Here is a 19,050-nt window from a genome sequence, read left to right on the forward strand (position 1 = left end):
CAGGTGGCCTTCGTAGGAGCGGCTTCAGCCGCGACAGGCGTTACCGGGAATGCCCGTCGCGGCTGAAGCCGCTCCTACGCAGCACGCCCCGTCGTTACTAGCGGCTGCTACAGCCGCGCCCACTCCAATCCCTCTCTCCGGCGATAGAACACCGCCAGCGCCTTGCCGCAGACGCTGTCGGCATCGACGAAGCCGAAATAGCGGCCGTCGAAACTGTCGCCGCGATGATCGCCCATGACCAGCAGCTTGCCGCGCGGCACCCGCACGTCGTGCAGGTCCGGGCCGCCGCCTGCGTCCAGGTCGAGCCGCGCGATGCGCGCGCCGAACCGCTCGGCATCGCCTGCGGCGCCCATCTGCAGCGGCTGGCCGTTGATGGAGAGATGGCCATCGCGCACATCCACACGGTCGCCCGCCACCGCCACCACGCGCTTGATCAGGCGCGTGCCGTCGTGCGGCGAATCGAACACCGCCACGTCGCCGCGCTGCGGCCGGCCGCGTTCGAACACGCGGTACTCGGTGAACGGCACGCGCAGCCCGTAAGCGCTCATGTCCACGGCAACACGATCGCCGGGCTGCAGCGTCGGCTGCATCGAGCCGGAGGGCACCACGTAGTGATTGGCGAAGGACGACCGCGCGGCGGTGAGCAGCAACAGCATCACCGCCATCGGCACCAGTTCCTTGCGGGTCCAGCGCGCGGCGCGCTGCAGGCGGGTGGCATGCGGATCGGCGTGGGTCATGGGGGCACCTGGGATGAGCGAGGGCGGCACGGGACGTGTCATGGCGACAGTGCGCGCTCGGCGGCTCGGGAAGCCAGTGACGAAAGGCATGGCGCCGCCCGGCACAGACGCATGCCGACACCATGCAGACGGCAACTACTTGCAGTCCGGAAACTCACCCACTTTGACGACGGGAGGCAAACGTTCCTCGTTTCCGCCATCCCTCCCTTGTTCGCCATTGAGATAGGTGATTCGCGCGCCTTTCCCGTCGCGACGCACCGCGTAGAGCGGTTCGTTCCGGTCCGAGTACACCACGAGCGTTTCGTCTTCGGCATGCGTCGAGAACAAGGACGGGGTCAACGGACCGCCCTCGTAGCGCTGGATCAACAGCCGAGTGCCATCGGCGGCGGGCAGGATCCAGATCGTCGTCCCCAGCAAATCTCCGCCAGCCTCGGACCAGCAGACATTGGAAAAGCTCTCCGGTCTCGATTCGTGGAAATGCGCCGAACCCGCTGCCACGCTCATCAGAAGCGCCAGACCCACCATCATGTTTCGAGACTCCTATGCATCGGGTGAATGAATCAGCCGCAATGATGCCGCATCTGTCGAGACACGCCACCTGGGCGGTTCGAGCGTACTTTCCCAGACCGCAGCGCGCGCCAGCGTGCGAGCAAAAGCACGGCGGTCACGCCCTCGGCAGCTACCTATGGTGTGACCTCGATGCGGTTGTACGTGGCAGCCTTCATGGGGCCCACCTGATCGGGAGCGTTCGCCACTGTCGCCGCCAGCAATTCGCGGTACCGCAGCAACGGCTGCGCAGCCACCAAGTAGCGGCGTCCAGGCACGATCCGGTAGTTCCTGGACAGATCCACCGTCGCGGATTTCGACTCGCCCGGACGCAGGATCACGTCGGGCCTCGAACCCGGTAGCTGGCTCACGTAGATGCCACGGTAGGCCACAGGACTTCCGTCCTCCTGCAGCACTCGGAACACATTCGCTTGCAGTTGCCCGTCGCGGTTCACCTCGGGGATATAGGCATCCGGCACCGCGATCGGCTGATCGCCCGCGTTGGCCAGAGTGATCGTAATGACCGCTGTGCCCGTGCTCTCACTGGCTGCTTGCGTGTGTTCCAGTCGGATATCCAATCGCCCTGCGGCAGACGCCGCAAAACAGGCGCCCAGCAGCGCCATACCGACAATCCAGCTTCCCTTCATGGCCATCTCCTTGTGGTGGATGGAGTCTCCGGACACTCCAACAAAAACGGGATGGCCGCAAGGCCATCCCGTTCTCCACACACCCGATCGGCCAGCGCCGATCAGTTCTTCAGACCACGGTTTTCCAGCAGCGGCTCGACGCTGGGGTCCTTGCCGCGGAAGTCGCGGTACAGGGTGGCCAGGTCGACGGTGTTGCCGCGCGAGAGGATCTTGTCGCGGAAGATATCGCCGTTGGCGCGGGTCAGGCCGCCGTGCTCCTTGAACCACTGGAACGCGTCGTCGTCGAGCACTTCCGACCAGAAGTAGGCGTAGTAGCCGGCCGAGTAGCCGCCGCCCCAGATGTGGTCGAAATAGGTGGTGCGGTAGCGCGGCGGCACTTCGGCCAGGTCCACCTTGTACTTCTTCAGCGAGTCGGCCTCGTACTTGTCCACGTCCTGCAGCGGCGCGTCGGCCGGCAGGGTGTGCCAGGACAGGTCGAGCAGCGCCGCCGACAGGTACTCGGTGGTGGCGTAGCCCTGGTTGAAGGTGCGCGACTTCTTGATCTTCTCCACCAGGTCGGCCGGCATCGCTTCGCCGGTCTGGTAGTGCTTGGCGTAGTGCGCGAACACCTTCGGATCCGACGCCCAGTGCTCGTTGAACTGCGAGGGGAACTCGACGAAGTCGCGCGAGGTGGCGGTGCCGGCCAGGGTCGGGTACTTCACGTTGGAGAACATGCCGTGCAGCGCATGGCCGAACTCGTGGAACATGGTGGTGACGTCGTCGAAGCTCAGCAGCGCCGGCTGGCCCGGGGCGGGCTTGGTGAAGTTGCAGACGTTGTAGACCACCGGCTTGGTGCCGGTCAGGCCGTTCTGGCCGACGAACTCGTCCATCCAGGCGCCGCCGGACTTGCTGTCGCGCTTGAAGTAGTCGGTGTAGAACAGCGCCAGCGACTTGCCGTCCTTGTCGAACACTTCATAGACCTTCATCCCGTCGTGGTAGGTGGGGATGTCGGTGCGCTCCTTGAAGGTGAGGCCGTACAGCTGGTTGGCGGCGTAGAAGACGCCGTTCTGCAGCACGTTGTCCAGTTCGAAGTACGGCTTGATCTGCGCTTCGTCGAGGTCGTACTTGGCCTTGCGCACCTGCTCGGCGTAGAAGTCCCAGTCGGCGGCGGTGAGCTTGAAGCCGCCCTTCTGGGCGTCGATCACCTTCTGCATTTCGGCCGCTTCGCTGCGCGCCTTGGCGGTGGCGGCAGGCACGGTGTCGGTGAGCAGCTTCAGCGCCGCGGCCGGGGTCTTGGCCATCTGGTCGCTGAGGCTGTAGGCGGCGTAGCTGCCGAAGCCGAGCAGCTTGGCCTTCTGCGCGCGCAGCTGCGCCAGGCGCTGCACGGTCTGGCGGGTGTCGTTGGCGTCGCCCTTCTCGGCGCGCGACTGCGAGGCGGCCATCACCTGCTGACGCAGATCGCGGTCCTTCAGCGAGGCCAGCACCGGCTGCTGGGTGGTGTTCTGCAGGGCCAGCAGGTACTTGCCGTCGAGCTTGCGCGCGGTGGCGTCCTGCGCGGCCGAGGCGATGTCGCCGTCGGACATGCCGTCGAGCTTGGCCTTGTCGTCCACCACCACGGCGCCGGCGGCAGTGGCCGCGACCAGCTTGGTGTGGAACTGCGTGGCCAGGGTGGTCTCTTCGACGTTGAGCTTGCGCAGGGTGGCCTTGTCGGCGTCGGACAGTTGCGCGCCGGCACGCACGAACTCCTGGTATTCGTACTCGACCAGGCGCTTCTGCTCCGGGTCGAGGGTCAGCGTGTCGCGCTGGTCGTACAGGCTCTTGATGCGCGCGAACAGCTTGGGATCCAGGCTGATCTCGTCCTGGTGCGCGGCCAGCTTGGGCGCGATCTCTTCCTGGATCTTCTGGCGGGCGTCGTTGGTGTCGGCCTGGACCAGGCCGAAGAAGATGCGCGACACGCGGGTCAGGGTCTCGCCGCTGCGCTCCATCGCTTCCAGGGTGTTGGCGAAGGTGGCCGGCTCCGGGTTGTCGGCGATCTTGCGGATCTCGGCCAGGTGCTGCTTCATGCCTTCTTCGAACGCCGGCAGGTAGTCGCTGTCCTTGATCTTGTCGAACGGCGGCGCCTGGAACGGCAGCGTGCTCGGGGTCAGCAGCGGGTTGGCGGCGGCGGCGGGCTGCGCGGCGGCCGGAGCAGCGGGGGCGGCGGGCACGGGGGTGGACTCCTTACCGGAACAGGCGGCCAGCGCCAAGCTGATGGCAGCGGCCAGAACGACGTTACGCGACATGAGGTGGAACTCCTGAGAGGACCTGGGGCCAAGACAGCCGTGCACGTTACCGGGTTTGGATGGCAGCGGCATGTGCCATTGGCTCGGCCCGGCACGGCAGCCAGCCGGCGTACAGATCGCCGGGCACGGGCCGGGCGCCGGCGCCACCAGCACGGGGCCCGCAGCGCGATTCCCAGGCCGGCCGGCGCACCGCGCAGGCACGCCGGCGTGCAAGGCTCACTGCCCGCCGGGCAGCGGCAGCGCCTCGTCCTTGAAGATGGCCACGTGCGGCACGCCGTCGGCGCCGATCCAGCCGCGGTACATGCCCTCGGTGTTGAACGGGAAGGCCACGCTGCCGTCGGCGCCCAGCGCGATGGCGCCGCCGTCGCCGCCGGCCTTGGGGATCTGCTGGTCGATCACCGCGTCGGCGGCCTGGGCCAGGCTCTGCCCGGCGTACTTCACCCGCGCGCAGATGTCGTAGGCGGCCACCGCGCGGATGTAGAACTCGCCCCAGCCGGTGCCGGACACCGCGCAACGGCTGTCGGCGAAGGTGCCGGCGCCGATGATCGGCGAGTCGCCGACGCGGCCATAGCGCTTGTTGGTCATGCCGCCGGTGGAGGTGCCGGCGGCCAGGTTGCCCTGCAGGTCCAGCGCCAGCGCACCCACCGTGCCGAAGTGCTTGGCGGTTTCCAGGTCGGCGTGCGCATGATTGTTGGCCTCTTCCTTCAGCGCCTGCTGCAGTTGCTGCCAGCGCTTCTCGGTGCGGAAGTAGGACGGGTCGACCAGGGCGATGCCGTGCTGCTTTGCGAAGACCTCGGCGCCATCGCCGACCAGCATCACGTGCTCGGACTGGTCCATCACCGCGCGCGCCAGTTCGATCGGGTTCTTGACCCGGTGCACGCCGGCCACCGCGCCGGCCTTGCCGGTGCGCCCGTCCATGATCGCCGCGTCCAGTTCGTTGCGGCCGTCGTGGGTGAACACCGCGCCCTTGCCGGCGTTGAACTGTGGGGAATCCTCCAGCACGGCGATCGCGGCGGCGACCGCATCCACCGCCGGCTTGCCCTGCGCCAGCAGCGCCTGGCCGGTGCGCAGCGCGGTCTCCATGGCGGCGCGCGCCTCGGCCAGGTCGGCGGCGCTGCTGCTGGCGCGCTCGACGCCGGCACCGCCATGGATCACCAGGGTGGTGGCGGGAATCTCGCGCATGCGCCCGTCCTGCACCGCGTAGTAGCGGTGGAATACCGGCGCCTCTACGCGGCCGTCGGGCAGGTGCAGGGTGGAGCCGGGGCCGACGCCGACGGTCTCGATGCGGGCGGCCTGCAGCGGCTGCCCGGCCGGGGTGGGCGGCGTCAGCGGCCCGGCGACCACGGTGGCCACGGCCTGCGGATCGGTGGCATAGACGCGCGCGGTGCCGTCGCCCTCCACCGCCAGCGCGGCGCTCTCGTCCACGCCCAGGCCGATCAGCGGTTCCGCCTTCGGTGCCAGCGTGGCGGCCTTGGCGCGGAACGCGAACAGGCGGCCGAGGCGGTCGCGCTCGCGGAAGTGGGTGTCGGTGATGACCCGCTTGAGCAGGTCCAGGTGCAGGAAGTCGGTTTCGATGGTGACCGCCGGCCCCAGCGGGTCGGACAACGCCGCCGGGCTGGTGATGCTGCCGCCGTCCATCGAGCCGTACAGGTACTCGCCCAGCATCGCCAGGCCGGCGCTGGTGCCGCCCAGCGGCTTGCCGGCGCGCACGTGCGCGTCCAGCGCGTCGGCCACCGGCGTGTTCTTCCAGTAGCGCACGTAGCGCGACTGGTCGCCGCCGGCGATGAAGATGCCGTCGGCGCGGGCCAGCGCGCGCAACAGCGCCGGATCGCTGGAGGCGCCGCGGCCGCTGAACACGAACGTCTCGACCGAGGCCACGCCACCGACCTTGCGGTAGAACTCCTCGCCCACCTCGCCCGCCTGCGAGGCGCGCAGCACCACCACGTGGCCATGCCCGGCCTTGGCCATGAACCAGCGCAGCGCGTCGTAGTTGCGGTCGCCGCCACCCATCAGCAGCAGGCCGGGCGACACCGGGCCGGGCGTGGGCGCGGCCGGATCGCCGACCAGATACTGGCGGTAATCGCGCGCGACGGCGGGCGTGGCCAGGCACAGGCCCAGCAGCAGCGAGAGCCAGGGCCGGAACAGGCCGACGGAACGGGGCATGCGGATCTCCTCGGGAACGGGGCGGGCAGGCGAGCGTGCGGCTCGTTGCTGAGAGGGGACGAACGGCGGCACGGTTTCCCCCCGCCGCGCCACCCTCCCACGTTCGCCTGCGCGGCACTTGCCCGCAGCTGCCGGCGATCGGCTAATGTGGAATCCATGTCCGCTTCCCTCGACGATTGGTTCGTCCAAGAAATCCTGGTCCACGAGCAGGCGCTCAGCGGCTACCTGCGGCGCTGCTGGCCGCATCGCGAGGAATGGCACGACCTGCGCCAGGAGATCTACGTGCGCGTCTACGAGGCCGCCGGCAAGGCGCGGCCGAGCCTGCCCAAGTCGTTCCTGTTCGCCACCGCGCGGCACCTGATGACCGACCGGCTGCGCCGCAACCGGGTGGTGTCGATCGAGGCGGTGGGGGATCTGGAGTCGATGCACGTCCTGATAGACGAGCTGTCGCCGGAACGCTGGTGCGGCGGACGGCAGGTGCTGGGTCGGCTGGCGGCGGCCTTCGACCGGTTGCCGGACCGCTGCCGCAGCGTGGTCTGGCTGCGGCGGGTCGAGGAACTGCCGCAGAAGGAGGTGGCCGTGCGCCTGGGAATCAGCGAGAAGAGCGTGGAGAAGCAGGTGGCCCGCGGCATGCGCCTGCTGGCCGATCATTTCCATGGCGACGAGGGCGCGGCGGCGCCGGCGAAGCCGTTGCAGGCGCGGGCACGCGATGGACAGCAGGTGGATTGAGGCGCGTGCGGCGGCCTGGCTGGCGCGGCGCGACCGCGGCGACTGGACCGACGCACGGCAGGCGCGCCTGGATGCGTGGCTGGCCGCGGCCACCGCGCACAGGGTCGCATTCCTGCGCCTGCAGGTCGCCTGGCAGGAGAGCGGGCGCCTGCAGGCGCTGGGCGCAGGCCAGCGCGATGGGCAGGTGCCCGAACGCGGCCGCTGGCAGGGCCTGGGCGGCCGCCTGGTCGCGCCGGCGACCTCGACCGCACCGGATCTGCGCGGCCTGCGCTTCGCCCCACGCCCGCGCGCACGGCCGCGACGCCGCTGGCCGGCCGCACTGGCCGCGGCAGTGCTGGGAGTCGCGGTGCTGTCCCTGCTCTGGCGCCATGCGGTCGAACCGGTCCCCACCGCCTATGCCAGCGTCACCGGCCAGTTGCGCCCGGTGGCCCTGGCCGATGGTTCGCAGGCCACGCTGAGCAGCGACAGCCGCATCGCGGTGGCGCTATCGCGCGCGCAGCGGCGCATCGACCTGCAGCGCGGCGAAGCGTTCTTCGCGGTGAGCAAGGATCCGGGCCGGCCGTTCGTGGTCGACAGCGGCGCGCGCCGGGTGGTGGCGGTGGGCACGCGCTTCGCGGTGCGCCGCGAGGCCGACGCGCTGCGCGTGGTGGTCACCGAAGGCACGGTGCGGCTGGAATCGGCCGGCGCACCGCAGGCACCGCCGCTGCTGCTGCACGCCGGCAGCATCGCCCAGGCCGGCCCGCACGGGGTGTTGGTACGGCGGGTGGCGCTGGCCGAGGCCGAGCGCGTGCTGGACTGGCGCAGCGGCTACCTGAGTTTCGACGACACCCCGCTGCAGGCGGCGGTGACCGAGTTCAATCGCTACAACACGGTCAAGCTGCAGGTCGCCGATGCCGGCGCCGCGGCGTTGCGGGTCGGCGGCAACGTGCGCTGGTCCAATGTCGACGCCTTCGTGCGCCTGCTCGAACAGGGCTTCCCGATCCGCGCCGAACGCCGCGGCGACACGGTGCTGTTGCACAGCCGGTGAGCCGCCGCGCGCCGGCCAGGCGCGATGGCGGGGGGATTTGCCGGTCTCGTTCGTCCTGGAGCTACGAAGGCGCGCTCCGCGCTCGTTAGGGGAGAAAACTCGATGCGGTATCCGATGCGTGCCCTGCTGCTGAGCATGGCCTGTGCGAGCGCCTGTGCGGCGCAGGCGCAACCCGCTGCCGTGGCCGCCACCGGCACGGTGGACATCCCCGCCGGCCCGCTGCGTGCGGCGCTGGACACGCTGGCGCGGCAATCGGGCGCGCAGTTGCTCTACCGCGCCGACCAGCTCGGCCAGGCCCGCAGCGGCGGCGCGCACGGCCAGTTGGACACGGCACAGGCGTTACAGCAGGTGCTGCGCGGCAGCGGCTTCGTCGCCCAGCGCGACTCCTCCGGCGCATGGCTGGTGCGGCGCCAGGAGCCGTCGCCGGCCCGCGCGCAGCCGGCCCGCGCCGCCGCGCCAGCGCCGGCCGCGACGGCCGACGCCCCGGTGGCGCAACTGGAGACCCTGCGCGTCACCGGTTCGCGCATCCCGCGCACGCAGGTGGAAGGTCCGGCGCCGATCAGCGTGATCAGCGCCGAGCAGATCAAGGCCAACGGCTTCACCTCGGTGCCGGACGTGCTGCGCGCGATGACCCAGAACGGCGGCGAGACGCAGAGCCCGCAGTCGGCCAGCGGCGCGGACTTCTCGCCCGGCGCGCAGCAGGTGGACCTGCGCGGGCTCGGGCCCAACCACACCCTGGTGCTGGTCAACGGCCGCCGCATCGCCGACTTCCCGATGCCGTTCAAGGGTCGCAGCAACTTCACCGACATCTCCAACATCCCGCTGGGCATGATCGACCGCATCGAGATCCTGACCGGCAGCGCCTCGGCGATCTACGGCTCGGACGCGATCTCCGGCGTGGTCAACTTCATCCTCAAGAAGCACGCCGACGGCACCACGCTGGACTACCGTTTCGGCGACACCACACGCGGCGGCGGCGAGAGCTTCAACCTCAGCCTCAGCAGCGGCTGGTCGCGCGGCAACTTCGATGCGGTGTTCGGCGCCGAGCTGGTGTCGCAGACGCCGCTGTGGGCCTATGAGCGCAGCCGCCAGGACAGCACCCTGGACGGTCCTACCGCACGCTCGCAGGTGCCGCGGCGTACCTTCCTGCGCACCGACTATGACGACAACTATCTCGACCCGGGCGCGGACACCTGCGCGGCGGTATCCGCGCTCAACGGCGGCAGCACCGGCTACGCCACGCGTCCGGGCTACGGCGCGTTCTGCGGCAGCAGCGCCTCGATCGGCTACGGCACCATCACCAACAAGCGCCGCGGCCTCAACGGTTACGCCTCGCTGCGCTACGCCTTCGACAACGGCAGCGAGTGGTTCGCCGACGTGCAACTGGGCTACCACGAGCTTTCGCTGTTCCGCGACGTGACCCAGTGGGGCTACATGGCCCCGGACGGCAACGAGGAAGGCTATTTCTACAATCAGGCCACCGGCCAGGTCGAAGCCTGGGGCCGCCAGTTCAGCCCGGAGGAGATGGGCGGACTGACTGCCGGCACCATCCGCACCCGGCAGAAGACCTTCAGCATCACCACCGGGTTCAAGGGCCACCTCGGCGCGGACTGGGACTACGAGACCAGCCTCAGCCACTCGCAGTACCAGGCCGCCATCAGCTGGCCGCAGATCGTCGCCGCGCGCGCCAATGCGCTGTTCCTCGGCCCGCAGCTGGGCGTGGACGAGGACTCGGGGCTGCCGATCTTCGATGCCGACCCGCAGCGCCTGTACACGCCGCTGAGCCGCGCCGAGTACGACAGCATCGCCCAGCGCACGGTGTACCAGCCGCGCTCGCGCACCGACACCCTCGCCTTCACCGCCACCAACACCGCGCTGTTCTCCCTGCCCGGCGGCGATGCCGGCATGTCCGCGACCGCCGAGTTCGGCAACCAGAGCTACAACCTGCGCCCGGATCCGCTGGCCACGCAGTACTACTACTACAGCTGGAAGGACTCCGACGGCCACGGCAGCCGCAACCGCTGGGCGCTGGCCAGCGAACTGCGCCTGCCGGTGCTGTCGACGGTGTCGCTGAGCCTGGCCGGGCGCTACGACCAGTACCGTTTCGCCGGGCGCTCGCTGGGCAAGTTCACCTACAGCGGCGGCCTGGAGTGGCGGCCGGTGCAGTCGCTGCTGGTGCGCGGCTCCTACGGCACCGCGTTCCGCGCGCCCGATTTGCACTACGTGTATGCCGGCCCGGGCAACGACGAGACCACCGGCGTGGACTACTACCGCTGCGCCAGCGAGGAACCGGGCGTGGCGATCCAGGACTGCAGCTACAACGAGGAAGCGCTGATCCGCGGCCGCAGCGGCAACCGCGCGCTGAACCCGGAGAACAGCACCTCGTGGACCGCCGGCCTGGTGTGGTCGCCGCTGGCGGACCTGGACCTGTCGCTGGACTACTTCGACATCGACATGCGCGACCAGGTGCAGGACCTGCGCGTGGACCAGGTGCTGCGCGACGAGGCCGATTGTCGGCTCGGCGTGCTGCAGGCCACCTCCACCACCTGCCAGCAGGCGCTGGCGCGGGTCACCCGCAGCGCCGACGGGCGCCTGTACGGGGTCTACGTCAACCCGATCAACATCGCCCGCGAACGCACCAACGGCATCGACCTGAGCGCGCAGTACCGCCTCGACACCGGCATCGGCACCTTCCGCCTGAGCGGCAACTACACCTGGGTACGTCGCCATGACATCCAGGTGTACGCGGGCGAAGCGATGGTGGACGAGTTCGCGGTCAACAGCGGCTACGACATCCCGCGCACCAAGGCCAGCGCCAGCGTGTCGTGGGAGCGCAACGCCTGGACCGCGACGCTGCACGGCGAGCGCCTGGGGCGGCTGCCGAGTTCCGATTCCTACGACCAGGTCTACGACCCGGACAGCGGCGACAGCCCGTGGATCGGCGCCACCTACCGCTACAACGCCTCGCTGCAGTACCGCTTCACCGACCACGCGCAGCTGTCGCTGACGGTGACAAACCTGTTCGACACGATGCCGCCGCACGACCGCACCTATACGTCGTATCCGTACTACGACGTGTCCTGGTTCGACACCGTGGGCCGCAGCGTGTACCTGCAGTACACGCAGAAGTTCGGCGGCAGCGCGTTGTAGCGCCGGGAGCGAAGCCTGCATGTGGGAGCGGCGTCAGCCGCGACGAGCGAAAGCGAATGGTCGGCTGATACCGTCCGTCGTCGGGACTGAAGTCCCTCCCACAGTGCAGTCCTTCAGCGATACTGGCACCGCACTTGTGGGAGCGGCTTCAGCCGCAACGAATGAAGCTCAAAGCCATCTGGTACGTTCCTGCGTCGGGACTGAAGTCCCTCCCACAACGACATCCGACCCATGCACCGTAGGAGCGGCTGCAGCCGCAACCGGGGCTTTCCCGATGTCCCGGTCGCGGCTGAAGCCGCTTGTGTCAAATGAGGGTCTATCGTTGCAGGTGAGAGCGGAGTGCGGCAGGCCGTTTAGCCGTGGTGCCAGCAAGCACGAGTAGGAGTCAGCGCCGCCGCACCCCGTGTCTCCTGCCTCATCAGCCCGAACAGTTGCCCGAGTCGCGAGCTCGAACTCCACAAGCATGGGCGTCGGCAGGAGTGCTCTCGTGCCTGAGTCTACTGCGGAGAACGTCTATGCGACGCTATATCGGGATCGATGTATCCAAGGCCGAACTGGTCATTCATGTACTGCCGGACGAGCAGACCTGGACCCAACCCAATACGCCACAGGGGCAGCGTGCGCTGGCCCAACGCCTGGCCGAGTTGGGCTGCGAGCGGATCGTGCTGGAAGCCAGTGGCGGCTACGAACATGCCGTGCTGCAGGTGCTCCGAGAGGCGAACCTGCCGGCAGTGCGGATGGCCGCCGATCGTCCGCGCAAACTAGCCCAGGCCTTGGGCCTGCATGCCAAGACCGATGTCCTGGACGCGCGCCTGCTGGCCATCGCCGCCCAGCACATCCCGACCACCCTCACGCCCGTGGTGCCTGAGCACCAGCAATCTCTTCGCGAACTGCTGGACCTGCGTGCCACCCTGGTGGGCCAGCGCGATGTCCATCGGCGGCGCCTGGAGCACATCACCAGCGCCAAAGTGCAACACCGCTGCCGAGAGGTGATCGCCCTACTGAACCAGCAGATCCAGACGTTGACGCAGGAGATCGAGCAGCAGGGCAAGACCTGCTCGAGCCTACCCAAGGTGCCTGGGCTCGGCACGATCCTGCGCGCGGTTCTGGCCGCGCGGCTGCCAGAACTAGGCACGCTGCCGCCACGCAAGCTCGCTGCCCTGGTCGGGCTGGCCCCGTTCAATCACGACAGCGGCTGCTGGAAAGGCCAACGCCGCATCAAAGGCGGACGTGCCGACGTGCGGCGCGTGCTGTACATGGCCACCTGGGCCAGCATCCGTGCCAAATCCCCCTTGGCCAACACCTACGCGCGCCTGCGCGCAGCGGGCAAGCCGGCCAAGGTCGCCATCGTCGCCTGTATGCACAAGTTCCTGCGCTGGCTCAACGCCATCGTGCGCGATCACGCACCATATGCTCCTCCTGTCATCGCAGGTGCATGACAGTTGACTCCTACGGCATCGGTTGGTGCCGTTGGATAAAACGGCGGATGCGCGCCGCCGTCAGCCGCCGCGGCCCGTCACAACGTATCGCGATGCTTGCCGCGCCACGGCCGGTACCATTCGCGGATCGCGGCAATGTCGGCCTGCATGTCCTCGCTGGTCCACACCACCTCGCCGAGGCCGACGGTGCGGCTGGGGTAGTCGAAGTACACCGGGAAAATCGGCACCTGCGCGCCGTGGGCGATCTTCCAGAAGCCGGTCTTCCACTTCTCCACGCGCTTGCGCGTGCCCTCCGGCGTGATCACGTACCACATGCGCTCGGCGCCGCGGATCAGCGCCACCGCCTGTTCCACCACCCCGCGCGGCGACTTGCGGTCCAGCGGGATGCCGCCGAGCTTGCGCAGCAGCGGCCCCAGCGGCCACCAGAACAACTGGGTCTTGCCCAGCACGCGCACCTCGAAGCCGACCGCGAACTTGACCGCAAAGCCCAGGAACCCGTCCCAGTTGGACGAATGCGGGGCCACGATCATCACCAGCTTGGGCACATTGGGAAATTCGCCCACCACCCGCCAACCGGTCAGCCGCAAGGCGGTGCGGCCGAGCCAGCGCATGAAGCGGCTGGGCTTGACCATCGGGATGTTCGGGGGCGCGGCGGGCAGGCGGTAATCGCGTTCGGTCAAAAGTCACTCCCAGCGGCCGGGCGAGCGGCCGCGTTTGATCTGGCTGCGCTCGCGCTTGGCGTCCAGGCGTCGCAACTTGGCGCCGTGCGAGGGTTTGGTGGCGATGCGCCGCTTCGGCACCGACAGCCCGGCGGCGATGAACTCGGCCAGGCGCTGGCGCGCATCGTCGCGGTTGCGGTCCTGGGTACGGAAGCGCTGCGCGTCGATCACCAGCACGCCCTCGGCGGTGATGCGGCGGTCGCGCCGCGCCAGCAGGCGCGCGCGCAGCGGCTCCGGCAGCGACGGCGAGCCGGCCAGGTCGAAGCGCAACTCGACCGCGGTGGCGACCTTGTTGACGTTCTGCCCGCCGGCGCCGCTGGCGCGCACGAAGCGCTCGACGATTTCGTCCTCCGGAATCGTCAGGCTGCTCGAGATGTGGATGGCCCCGTTACCCATGGCGCGGATTGTAGGGTATTCGCCGGACCGCCCGGTTTCCGCGTCGGCGCCGCCTGAACGAGCCAGGGAGCGGACGCCGGCCGGTCGCGCGTCCCCGCAGCCGGCGGCGGCGCGGCGATTGCCGTATTCTGGCCGCCGGTCATCGTTCTGCAGGATGCTCCATGTCCCCGACTCCGCGCTTCTTCCGTTGGCCGCAGCGCCTGCTGCTGGCCCTGCTGCTGGCCCTGGCCGCCCTCCCGGCGCTGGCCGAACCGCCCACCGATGCCGACGTCAACCGCCTGCTGTCGGCCTCGCGCGCACAGAACATGCTCGACACCATGCTGCCGCAGATCGAGGCGATGCAGCGCCAGCAGTTCGCCCAGCTGACCGCGCAGCACCCGCTCGACGCCGCCCAGCAGCAGAAGCTGCAGCAGATCCAGGAGCGCACCCAGGCCACCGTGCGCAAGGCGCTGTCGTGGCAGGAGATGCGTCCGCTCTACGTCAACCTGTACAAGCAGACCTTCTCCAAGCAGGACGTGCTGGCGATGGCCGAGTTCTACGAGAGCCCGGCCGGCCAGAGCTTGCTCGACAAGACCCCGCAGCTGATGCAGAACCTGATGGGCGCGATCCAGCAGAAGATGACCCCGCTGTTCGCCGACCTGCAGAAGGATCTGGAACAGACGGTCAACGCGTCGCCGGCCAAGTAGCGCCCACAACCATCTGCATTCGTAGGAGCGGCTTCAGCCGCGACCGGGCGTTACCGATGAAGTCCGGTCGCGGCTGAAGCCGCTCCTACAGTTCGCTGCTCAGGGATGCGCGATAGCGTTCCATGAGTGTGCTATCAGCACGCTCGCCACTTCGCGGTCCGCGATACCCCGCCGGATAACGCAGCATTTCAGTTCATATAAATATAATCGGCCGTTTCGCGATCGCCCCAGACAGCACAATTGCCTGTTCCATGCACATAGACCACCTTGCCTTGTGCGGAAGCGCTTAGCAGCAGTGCGTACTGGGCTCTTCCCGATTGGGTCGACAATGACAACGCCAATGCCGTGCTGGAGCACGCGGGCACGTTCGTGTAGGGCCCATCGAGGGAAAAAAACACGACATCCTGAGAGTGCGCCATGATCGTTACCACCTTTCCCGATGCATCTCCTGCCGATGCAGAAAATGGCAGGATGGCAATAATCGAGACAACAAGTGCCGAACGAACCTTATTCCACATATATCCCCCTGGAAACCACGGAATTCAGTCGGGCAAGATAGGCTAAAACAAGCTTCGTTGCCATCCCGCCGCGGAGGCGTGCGCACCGCGCGTACAAGAGATCAGCCTCGAACAGATCACCCAGCGGCGGCGTTCCTTGCTGCGACCACAGCCCCATGGTAGCCGCGGCGCTATCCCGCCGCTCCACGTCCCGCATCCGCCTGCCACGGCGCAGGATCCCACCCGAACAACCCGAACGCCCGCACGAACTCTGCATCCAGCGGCGCCGTCACCGTGATCCGATGCCCTTCGGGATGCGGAAACGCCAGGCGTTCGGCGTGCAGCAGCATGCGGTGCACGCCCTGCATGCGGAAGATGCGGTTGTGGCGGCCATCGCCATGGCTGGTGTCGCCGATCAGGTGATGCGACAGATGCTTGAGATGGCGGCGGATCTGGCGGAAGCGTCCGGTCACCGGACTGCAGCGCAGCAGCGCATAGCGCGAGGTGGCGAACTCGCCCGAGGGTACCTGCAGTTCGCCGCAGGCCAGGCGCGCGAAACGGGTCTGCGCCGGTTTCTTCAGCGGCTTGCCGGGGCCGCCGTCGAGGTCGTGGTCGACGTCGAAACGGTCTTCGGCTGGCCAGCCGCGGCAGATCGCCAGGTAGTCCTTGTCCACCTCGCCCCCCATCAGCGCCTTGCCCAGCGCACTGGCGGTGTCGCGGTCGAAGGCCAGCAGCAGGGAGCCGCTGGTGGCGCGGTCGAGCCGGTGCACCAGGAAGATCGGCCGGCCCAACTGCGCACGCAGGCGATCGGCGAGGAAATCGTCCTCGCCGCGGGCGAGCTTGCTGTCGTGGACCATCAGCCCGGCGGGCTTGTCGACCACGGCGAGCAGCGCGTCCTGGTAAAGGATCTGCAAAGGGGCTTCGGCGGTATTCACCTGCGGATTATCCGTGCCGCATCGGCGCGCCACAATGCGCATCGCATGTCTGCGTCCAGACGCGTGATGCGTCGGCACGATCCGGCACGGAGACACCCGCATTGCGGCGGAGACACCACCGTGATGCCGCGCCTGGATGACGTACGCTTTGGCGTATGTCCACCGTCACCCGAAGACGCACCTGCCAACGCAGACGCTACGCGTCCTTGACCGCCAGCAGTTCGCCATTGCCGACCGGCAACGTGGTGCGGGTGAATGCCGCATCGGCCTGCAGCAGCGCGGCGAACGGCGCCATCTCCGCCGCATGCGACAGCGCATTGTCCACCACCAGCAGCCCACCCGGCCGCAGCACCCGGCGCAGTTGCGGCCACCAGTCGCAATACAGCGTGCGCTCGGCGTCCAGGAACACCAGGTCGAACGTGGCCGACGCCGCATCGGCCAGCCAGGCGCCGGCATCGGCTTGGACCAAGTCGACACAGGCCTCCACGCCGGCGTGGGCGAAGTTGCGTTGCGCCAGCGCGATCTTGTACGCGGCGTAGTCCAGCGTGGTCACGCGGCCACCCAGCGCCGCCGTGGCCTCGGCCAGCCACAGGGTGGAATAGCCATTGGACGTGCCGATCTCCAGCACCCGCTGCGCGCCCGTGGCGCGCACCAGGACCGCCAGCAGTTCGCCGGTTTCCGGGGTGATGTTGAGCAGGCGCTGCGCACGCTCGGCCTGGCCGGCATCGTGGCGCGGACCTTCCGCGCCGAGCGCATCGCGCACCGCCTGCAGGCGCGCGCGGTCGAGCACCGTCACGCTCAACGCCGCCACCAAGCCGACAGGAGGGCCGCGGTGCCGGCGCCGCCACTGATCCACGCCCACAGCGACACCCCGCCCAACTGGGGGCCGCCGGCGTCGAGCGCGTACAGCAGCGTGGCCACGGTGAGCAGGCCGACGCCGGCGATCGCCGCCACCACCCGCCGCTGCATGCGCCGCACCAGCAGGTTGAGTTCGAACAGGTCGCGCGAGCGCATCGACAGCTCGTGCCGGCCCTCGACCTGCTGGCGCAGCCAGCCGTGGATCAGCCGCGGCATGTCCGGCGCGTGGGTCATGATCTCCGGCAGGCGCTTGCGCAGTTCGTGCAGCGCCCGCTGCGGGCTGTAGCGCTCGATCAGGATGCGTTCGAGCACCGGCCGCGCCACCGCCCAGATGTCCAGTTCCGGGTCGAGCTGGCGGCCGACGCCTTCGATGTTGAGCAGGGTCTTCTGCAGCAGGATCAGCTGCGGCTGCAGGGTCAGCTGGTAGCGCTGGGCCACGCGGAACAGCTTGATCAGCACCTCGGCCAGCGAGATCTGCGACAGCGGCCGGGTGAAGTACGGCTCGCACACCGAGCGCGCCGCCGCCTCCAGCTCGTCGATGCGCACGTTGGCGGGCATCCAGCCGGCCTCCACGTGCAGCTCGGCCATGCGCCGGTAGTCCTTGTTGAAGATGGCCATGAAGTTCTCGGCCAGGTAGTACTGATCTTCCTGCGAGAGCTGGCCCATGATGCCGAAGTCCAGCGCGATGAAGCGCGGGTTGTCGCGGCGCGCCGGGTCGCTGTCGACCCAGATGTTGCCGGCGTGCGCATCGGCGTGGAAGAAGTTGTCGCGGAACACCTGGGTGTAGAACACCCGCACGCCCTTGGCTGCCAGCGCGCGGCGGTCGATGCCCGCGGCGTCCAGCGAGGCGATGTCGTCGGAGGGGATGCCGCGCACCCGCTCCAGGGTCAGCGCGCGCTCGGCGGTGTGGGTCCAGATCACCTCCGGCACGTACAGGTCGTCCGAGTGCAGCCAGAAGCGGCGCAGCACGCTGGCGTTGGCGCCCTCGCGCTGCAGGTCCAGCTCCGCGGCCAGGGTGGTCTCGATCTCGGCCACCACCTCGCGCGGGCGGATCTTGTCGGCACGCGGATGGGTGCGCTCGACCAGCGCGGCGGCCGATTTCAGCAAGGCGATGTCGGCGTCGATCTGCCGCTCGATGTCCGGGCGCAGCACCTTGACCACCACTTCGCGGCCGTCGTGCAGCGTCGCCGCGTGCACCTGCGCGATCGAGGCCGAGGCCAGCGGCTCGGTGTCGAAGCTGGCGAAGGCCACTGCGATCGGCCGCCCCAGCGCCTGCTCGACGATGCGCCGCGCGGCCTCGCCGTCGAACGGGCGCACCCGGTCCTGCAGCAGGGTCAGTTCCTCGGCCACATCCGGCGGCATCAGGTCGCGTCGGGTGGAGAGGATCTGCCCGAACTTGACGAAGATCGGCCCCAGGTCCTGCAGCGCCAGACGCAGCCGGGCGCCGCGCGACTGCGCGGCGATGTCGGGGCTGGCGCGCGGCACGAACGGCTTGGCCAGGCGCAACCAGCGTTCGGCCGGGGTGCCGTCGAGCAGGTCGTCCAGGCGATAGCGCAGGATCACCCGGCCGATGCGGCTGGCGCGGAACATCGCCTTCATGCGCCGCGCTCCGGCTGCAGCCGCGCCACGCGCGCGGCCAGGCGTTCGATGTCGTCGCGCAGCACGTCGACATCGTCGTAGAAGGCCTCCAGTTCGGCGCGCGCGACCACATCGCGCGACTCCTCGGTGACGTACTCGGCCGCGCTCTGCGCCAGGTCCTGCGCACTGCGCCGGGCCTGCTGCAGGGCCGAGCGCGCTGTATTGGCCACCTGCACGCCGAGCACCTCGCCGAACACCTGCACGAACGGCCGCTGCCAGTCCGGATCGAAGCGCGTTGCCAGCTGCTGCAGGCGCCGCGCCAGTTCGGCGTCGCCGGAAACCCGCACCCGCCCGCCGGGGCCGCCAGTGCGCCGCGCCTGGGCCAGGAACGGCAACTGCGCGAGCAGGCCGCCGAGGGTGCTGCGCACCGCCAGCTCCGGCTCCTGCGCCGGATCCACCGGACCGACCCGCAACTGCGTGCCGTCGACGCGGATCTGCAGGGCCAGTGCCGGCGCCTCCAGGGTCAGCGCCACGCGCTGGCCATCGAGGTCGCGCAGGGCCTCGCCGGTTTCCGGGTCCAGCGCCAGCGCGCGATTGAGCGCCGCTTCCAGCGCGCGGCCGGCCAGGGGCTTGAGAGCATCGAGGGGGGATCCAGACATCCCCGCATTCTAGCGGCAGACAC

17 protein-coding genes and 1 pseudogene are annotated in these 19,050 nt (G+C 69.1%); 5 read left to right on the plus strand and 13 right to left on the minus strand.

What is annotated here, in order from left to right; translation table 11 throughout:
• Positions 1-107 precede the first annotated feature (107 nt).
• From lepB to RAB71_RS20540, 6 genes and pseudogenes are all read right to left on the minus strand, one after another.
• Complete coding sequence (lepB, locus tag RAB71_RS20515; protein WP_010343756.1) at positions 108-737, minus strand: signal peptidase I; 630 nt, start codon at positions 735-737, stop codon at positions 108-110.
• Between the two features lie 135 nt (positions 738-872).
• Positions 873-1,265 (minus strand): hypothetical protein, encoded by a 393-nt coding sequence (locus tag RAB71_RS20520; protein WP_010343757.1) that lies wholly within the window; start codon positions 1,263-1,265, stop codon positions 873-875.
• A gap of 155 nt (positions 1,266-1,420) precedes the next feature.
• Positions 1,421-1,930 carry a hypothetical protein gene (locus RAB71_RS20525; protein ID WP_010343758.1) on the minus strand — a complete coding sequence of 170 codons (510 nt, stop codon included), beginning with the start codon at positions 1,928-1,930 and terminating at the stop codon, positions 1,421-1,423.
• A 101-nt stretch (positions 1,931-2,031) separates the two neighbouring features.
• Positions 2,032-4,191, minus strand: a complete 2,160-nt coding sequence (gene dcp, locus RAB71_RS20530; RefSeq protein WP_010343759.1) for a peptidyl-dipeptidase Dcp — start codon at positions 4,189-4,191, stop codon at positions 2,032-2,034.
• Between the two features lie 216 nt (positions 4,192-4,407).
• On the minus strand, positions 4,408-5,373 hold the full coding sequence (locus RAB71_RS20535; protein ID WP_234006673.1) for an isoaspartyl peptidase/L-asparaginase family protein: 966 nt from the start codon (positions 5,371-5,373) through the stop codon (positions 4,408-4,410).
• A gap of 261 nt (positions 5,374-5,634) precedes the next feature.
• Positions 5,635-6,600, minus strand: a pseudogene (locus tag RAB71_RS20540) (cyanophycinase); the annotation flags it as partial.
• Between RAB71_RS20540 and RAB71_RS20545 the strand changes: the two are divergent.
• The 4 genes from RAB71_RS20545 (at position 6,511) to RAB71_RS20560 (ending at position 12,699) form a co-directional block, all read left to right on the plus strand.
• Complete coding sequence (locus RAB71_RS20545; RefSeq protein WP_010343761.1) at positions 6,511-7,083, plus strand: RNA polymerase sigma factor; 573 nt, start codon at positions 6,511-6,513, stop codon at positions 7,081-7,083. The pseudogene RAB71_RS20540 and the gene RAB71_RS20545 overlap by 90 nt on opposite strands.
• Positions 7,064-8,110 (plus strand): FecR family protein, encoded by a 1,047-nt coding sequence (locus tag RAB71_RS20550; RefSeq protein WP_010343762.1) that lies wholly within the window; start codon positions 7,064-7,066, stop codon positions 8,108-8,110. Before RAB71_RS20545 ends, RAB71_RS20550 begins: the two co-directional genes overlap by 20 nt.
• Positions 8,111-8,224: 114 nt before the next feature.
• Entirely contained in the window at positions 8,225-11,260 is a 3,036-nt protein-coding gene (locus RAB71_RS20555; RefSeq protein WP_244170800.1) for a TonB-dependent receptor, read from the plus strand.
• Positions 11,261-11,775: 515 nt separating this feature from the next.
• Positions 11,776-12,699 carry a transposase gene (locus RAB71_RS20560; RefSeq protein WP_104609622.1) on the plus strand — a complete coding sequence of 308 codons (924 nt, stop codon included), beginning with the start codon at positions 11,776-11,778 and terminating at the stop codon, positions 12,697-12,699.
• A 77-nt stretch (positions 12,700-12,776) separates the two neighbouring features.
• Here RAB71_RS20560 and RAB71_RS20565 read toward each other — a convergent pair whose 3' ends face one another.
• Together RAB71_RS20565 and arfB are read right to left on the minus strand one after the other, a co-directional pair.
• Positions 12,777-13,331 carry a lysophospholipid acyltransferase family protein gene (locus tag RAB71_RS20565; RefSeq protein WP_019800999.1) on the minus strand — a complete coding sequence of 185 codons (555 nt, stop codon included), beginning with the start codon at positions 13,329-13,331 and terminating at the stop codon, positions 12,777-12,779.
• Between the two features lie 51 nt (positions 13,332-13,382).
• Positions 13,383-13,814, minus strand: coding sequence for an alternative ribosome rescue aminoacyl-tRNA hydrolase ArfB (gene arfB / locus RAB71_RS20570; RefSeq protein WP_010340085.1), 432 nt, complete (start codon positions 13,812-13,814; stop codon positions 13,383-13,385).
• Positions 13,815-13,975: 161 nt separating this feature from the next.
• On the opposite strand from arfB, the gene RAB71_RS20575 reads away from it, so the two are divergent.
• Positions 13,976-14,500, plus strand: a complete 525-nt coding sequence (locus RAB71_RS20575) for a DUF2059 domain-containing protein (RefSeq protein ID WP_010340084.1) — start codon at positions 13,976-13,978, stop codon at positions 14,498-14,500.
• Between the two features lie 188 nt (positions 14,501-14,688).
• Here RAB71_RS20575 and RAB71_RS20580 read toward each other — a convergent pair whose 3' ends face one another.
• The 5 genes from RAB71_RS20580 to RAB71_RS20600 all read right to left on the minus strand — a co-directional run bounded on the left by RAB71_RS20580 (position 14,689) and on the right by RAB71_RS20600 (position 19,027).
• Positions 14,689-15,018: a hypothetical protein gene (locus RAB71_RS20580; RefSeq protein WP_138985687.1), complete on the minus strand. Its 330-nt coding sequence runs from the start codon at positions 15,016-15,018 to the stop codon at positions 14,689-14,691.
• Between the two features lie 170 nt (positions 15,019-15,188).
• Positions 15,189-15,974: a pseudouridine synthase gene (locus RAB71_RS20585; protein ID WP_010340083.1), complete on the minus strand. Its 786-nt coding sequence runs from the start codon at positions 15,972-15,974 to the stop codon at positions 15,189-15,191.
• A gap of 154 nt (positions 15,975-16,128) precedes the next feature.
• On the minus strand, positions 16,129-16,704 hold the full coding sequence (locus tag RAB71_RS20590; RefSeq protein WP_236614862.1) for an O-methyltransferase: 576 nt from the start codon (positions 16,702-16,704) through the stop codon (positions 16,129-16,131).
• 26 nt (positions 16,705-16,730) lie between these two features.
• Entirely contained in the window at positions 16,731-18,389 is a 1,659-nt protein-coding gene (gene ubiB / locus RAB71_RS20595) for a ubiquinone biosynthesis regulatory protein kinase UbiB (protein WP_010340081.1), read from the minus strand.
• Positions 18,386-19,027: an SCP2 domain-containing protein gene (locus RAB71_RS20600; RefSeq protein WP_010340080.1), complete on the minus strand. Its 642-nt coding sequence runs from the start codon at positions 19,025-19,027 to the stop codon at positions 18,386-18,388. Before RAB71_RS20600 ends, ubiB begins: the two co-directional genes overlap by 4 nt.
• Positions 19,028-19,050 lie beyond the last annotated feature (23 nt).

It is taken from the genome of Xanthomonas sacchari, from assembly GCF_040529065.1.
GTDB classification, from domain to species: domain Bacteria; phylum Pseudomonadota; class Gammaproteobacteria; order Xanthomonadales; family Xanthomonadaceae; genus Xanthomonas_A; species Xanthomonas_A sacchari.

Excerpts from the sequence above, each read along its gene's own strand:
- lepB (WP_010343756.1), bottom strand. The coding sequence starts at position 737 with ATGACCCACGCCGATCCGCATGCCACCCGCCTGCAGCGCGCCGCGCGC.
- RAB71_RS20520 (WP_010343757.1), bottom strand. The coding sequence starts at position 1,265 with ATGATGGTGGGTCTGGCGCTTCTGATGAGCGTGGCAGCGGGTTCGGCG.
- RAB71_RS20525 (WP_010343758.1), bottom strand. The coding sequence starts at position 1,930 with ATGAAGGGAAGCTGGATTGTCGGTATGGCGCTGCTGGGCGCCTGTTTT.
- dcp (WP_010343759.1), bottom strand. The coding sequence starts at position 4,191 with ATGTCGCGTAACGTCGTTCTGGCCGCTGCCATCAGCTTGGCGCTGGCC.
- RAB71_RS20535 (WP_234006673.1), bottom strand. The coding sequence starts at position 5,373 with ATGCGCGAGATTCCCGCCACCACCCTGGTGATCCATGGCGGTGCCGGC.
- RAB71_RS20545 (WP_010343761.1), top strand. The coding sequence starts at position 6,511 with ATGTCCGCTTCCCTCGACGATTGGTTCGTCCAAGAAATCCTGGTCCAC.
- RAB71_RS20550 (WP_010343762.1), top strand. The coding sequence starts at position 7,064 with ATGGACAGCAGGTGGATTGAGGCGCGTGCGGCGGCCTGGCTGGCGCGG.
- RAB71_RS20555 (WP_244170800.1), top strand. The coding sequence starts at position 8,225 with ATGCGTGCCCTGCTGCTGAGCATGGCCTGTGCGAGCGCCTGTGCGGCG.
- RAB71_RS20560 (WP_104609622.1), top strand. The coding sequence starts at position 11,776 with ATGCGACGCTATATCGGGATCGATGTATCCAAGGCCGAACTGGTCATT.
- RAB71_RS20565 (WP_019800999.1), bottom strand. The coding sequence starts at position 13,331 with ATGGTCAAGCCCAGCCGCTTCATGCGCTGGCTCGGCCGCACCGCCTTG.
- arfB (WP_010340085.1), bottom strand. The coding sequence starts at position 13,814 with ATGGGTAACGGGGCCATCCACATCTCGAGCAGCCTGACGATTCCGGAG.
- RAB71_RS20575 (WP_010340084.1), top strand. The coding sequence starts at position 13,976 with ATGTCCCCGACTCCGCGCTTCTTCCGTTGGCCGCAGCGCCTGCTGCTG.
- RAB71_RS20580 (WP_138985687.1), bottom strand. The coding sequence starts at position 15,018 with ATGTGGAATAAGGTTCGTTCGGCACTTGTTGTCTCGATTATTGCCATC.
- RAB71_RS20585 (WP_010340083.1), bottom strand. The coding sequence starts at position 15,974 with ATGCGCATTGTGGCGCGCCGATGCGGCACGGATAATCCGCAGGTGAAT.
- ubiB (WP_010340081.1), bottom strand. The coding sequence starts at position 18,389 with ATGAAGGCGATGTTCCGCGCCAGCCGCATCGGCCGGGTGATCCTGCGC.
- RAB71_RS20600 (WP_010340080.1), bottom strand. The coding sequence starts at position 19,027 with ATGTCTGGATCCCCCCTCGATGCTCTCAAGCCCCTGGCCGGCCGCGCG.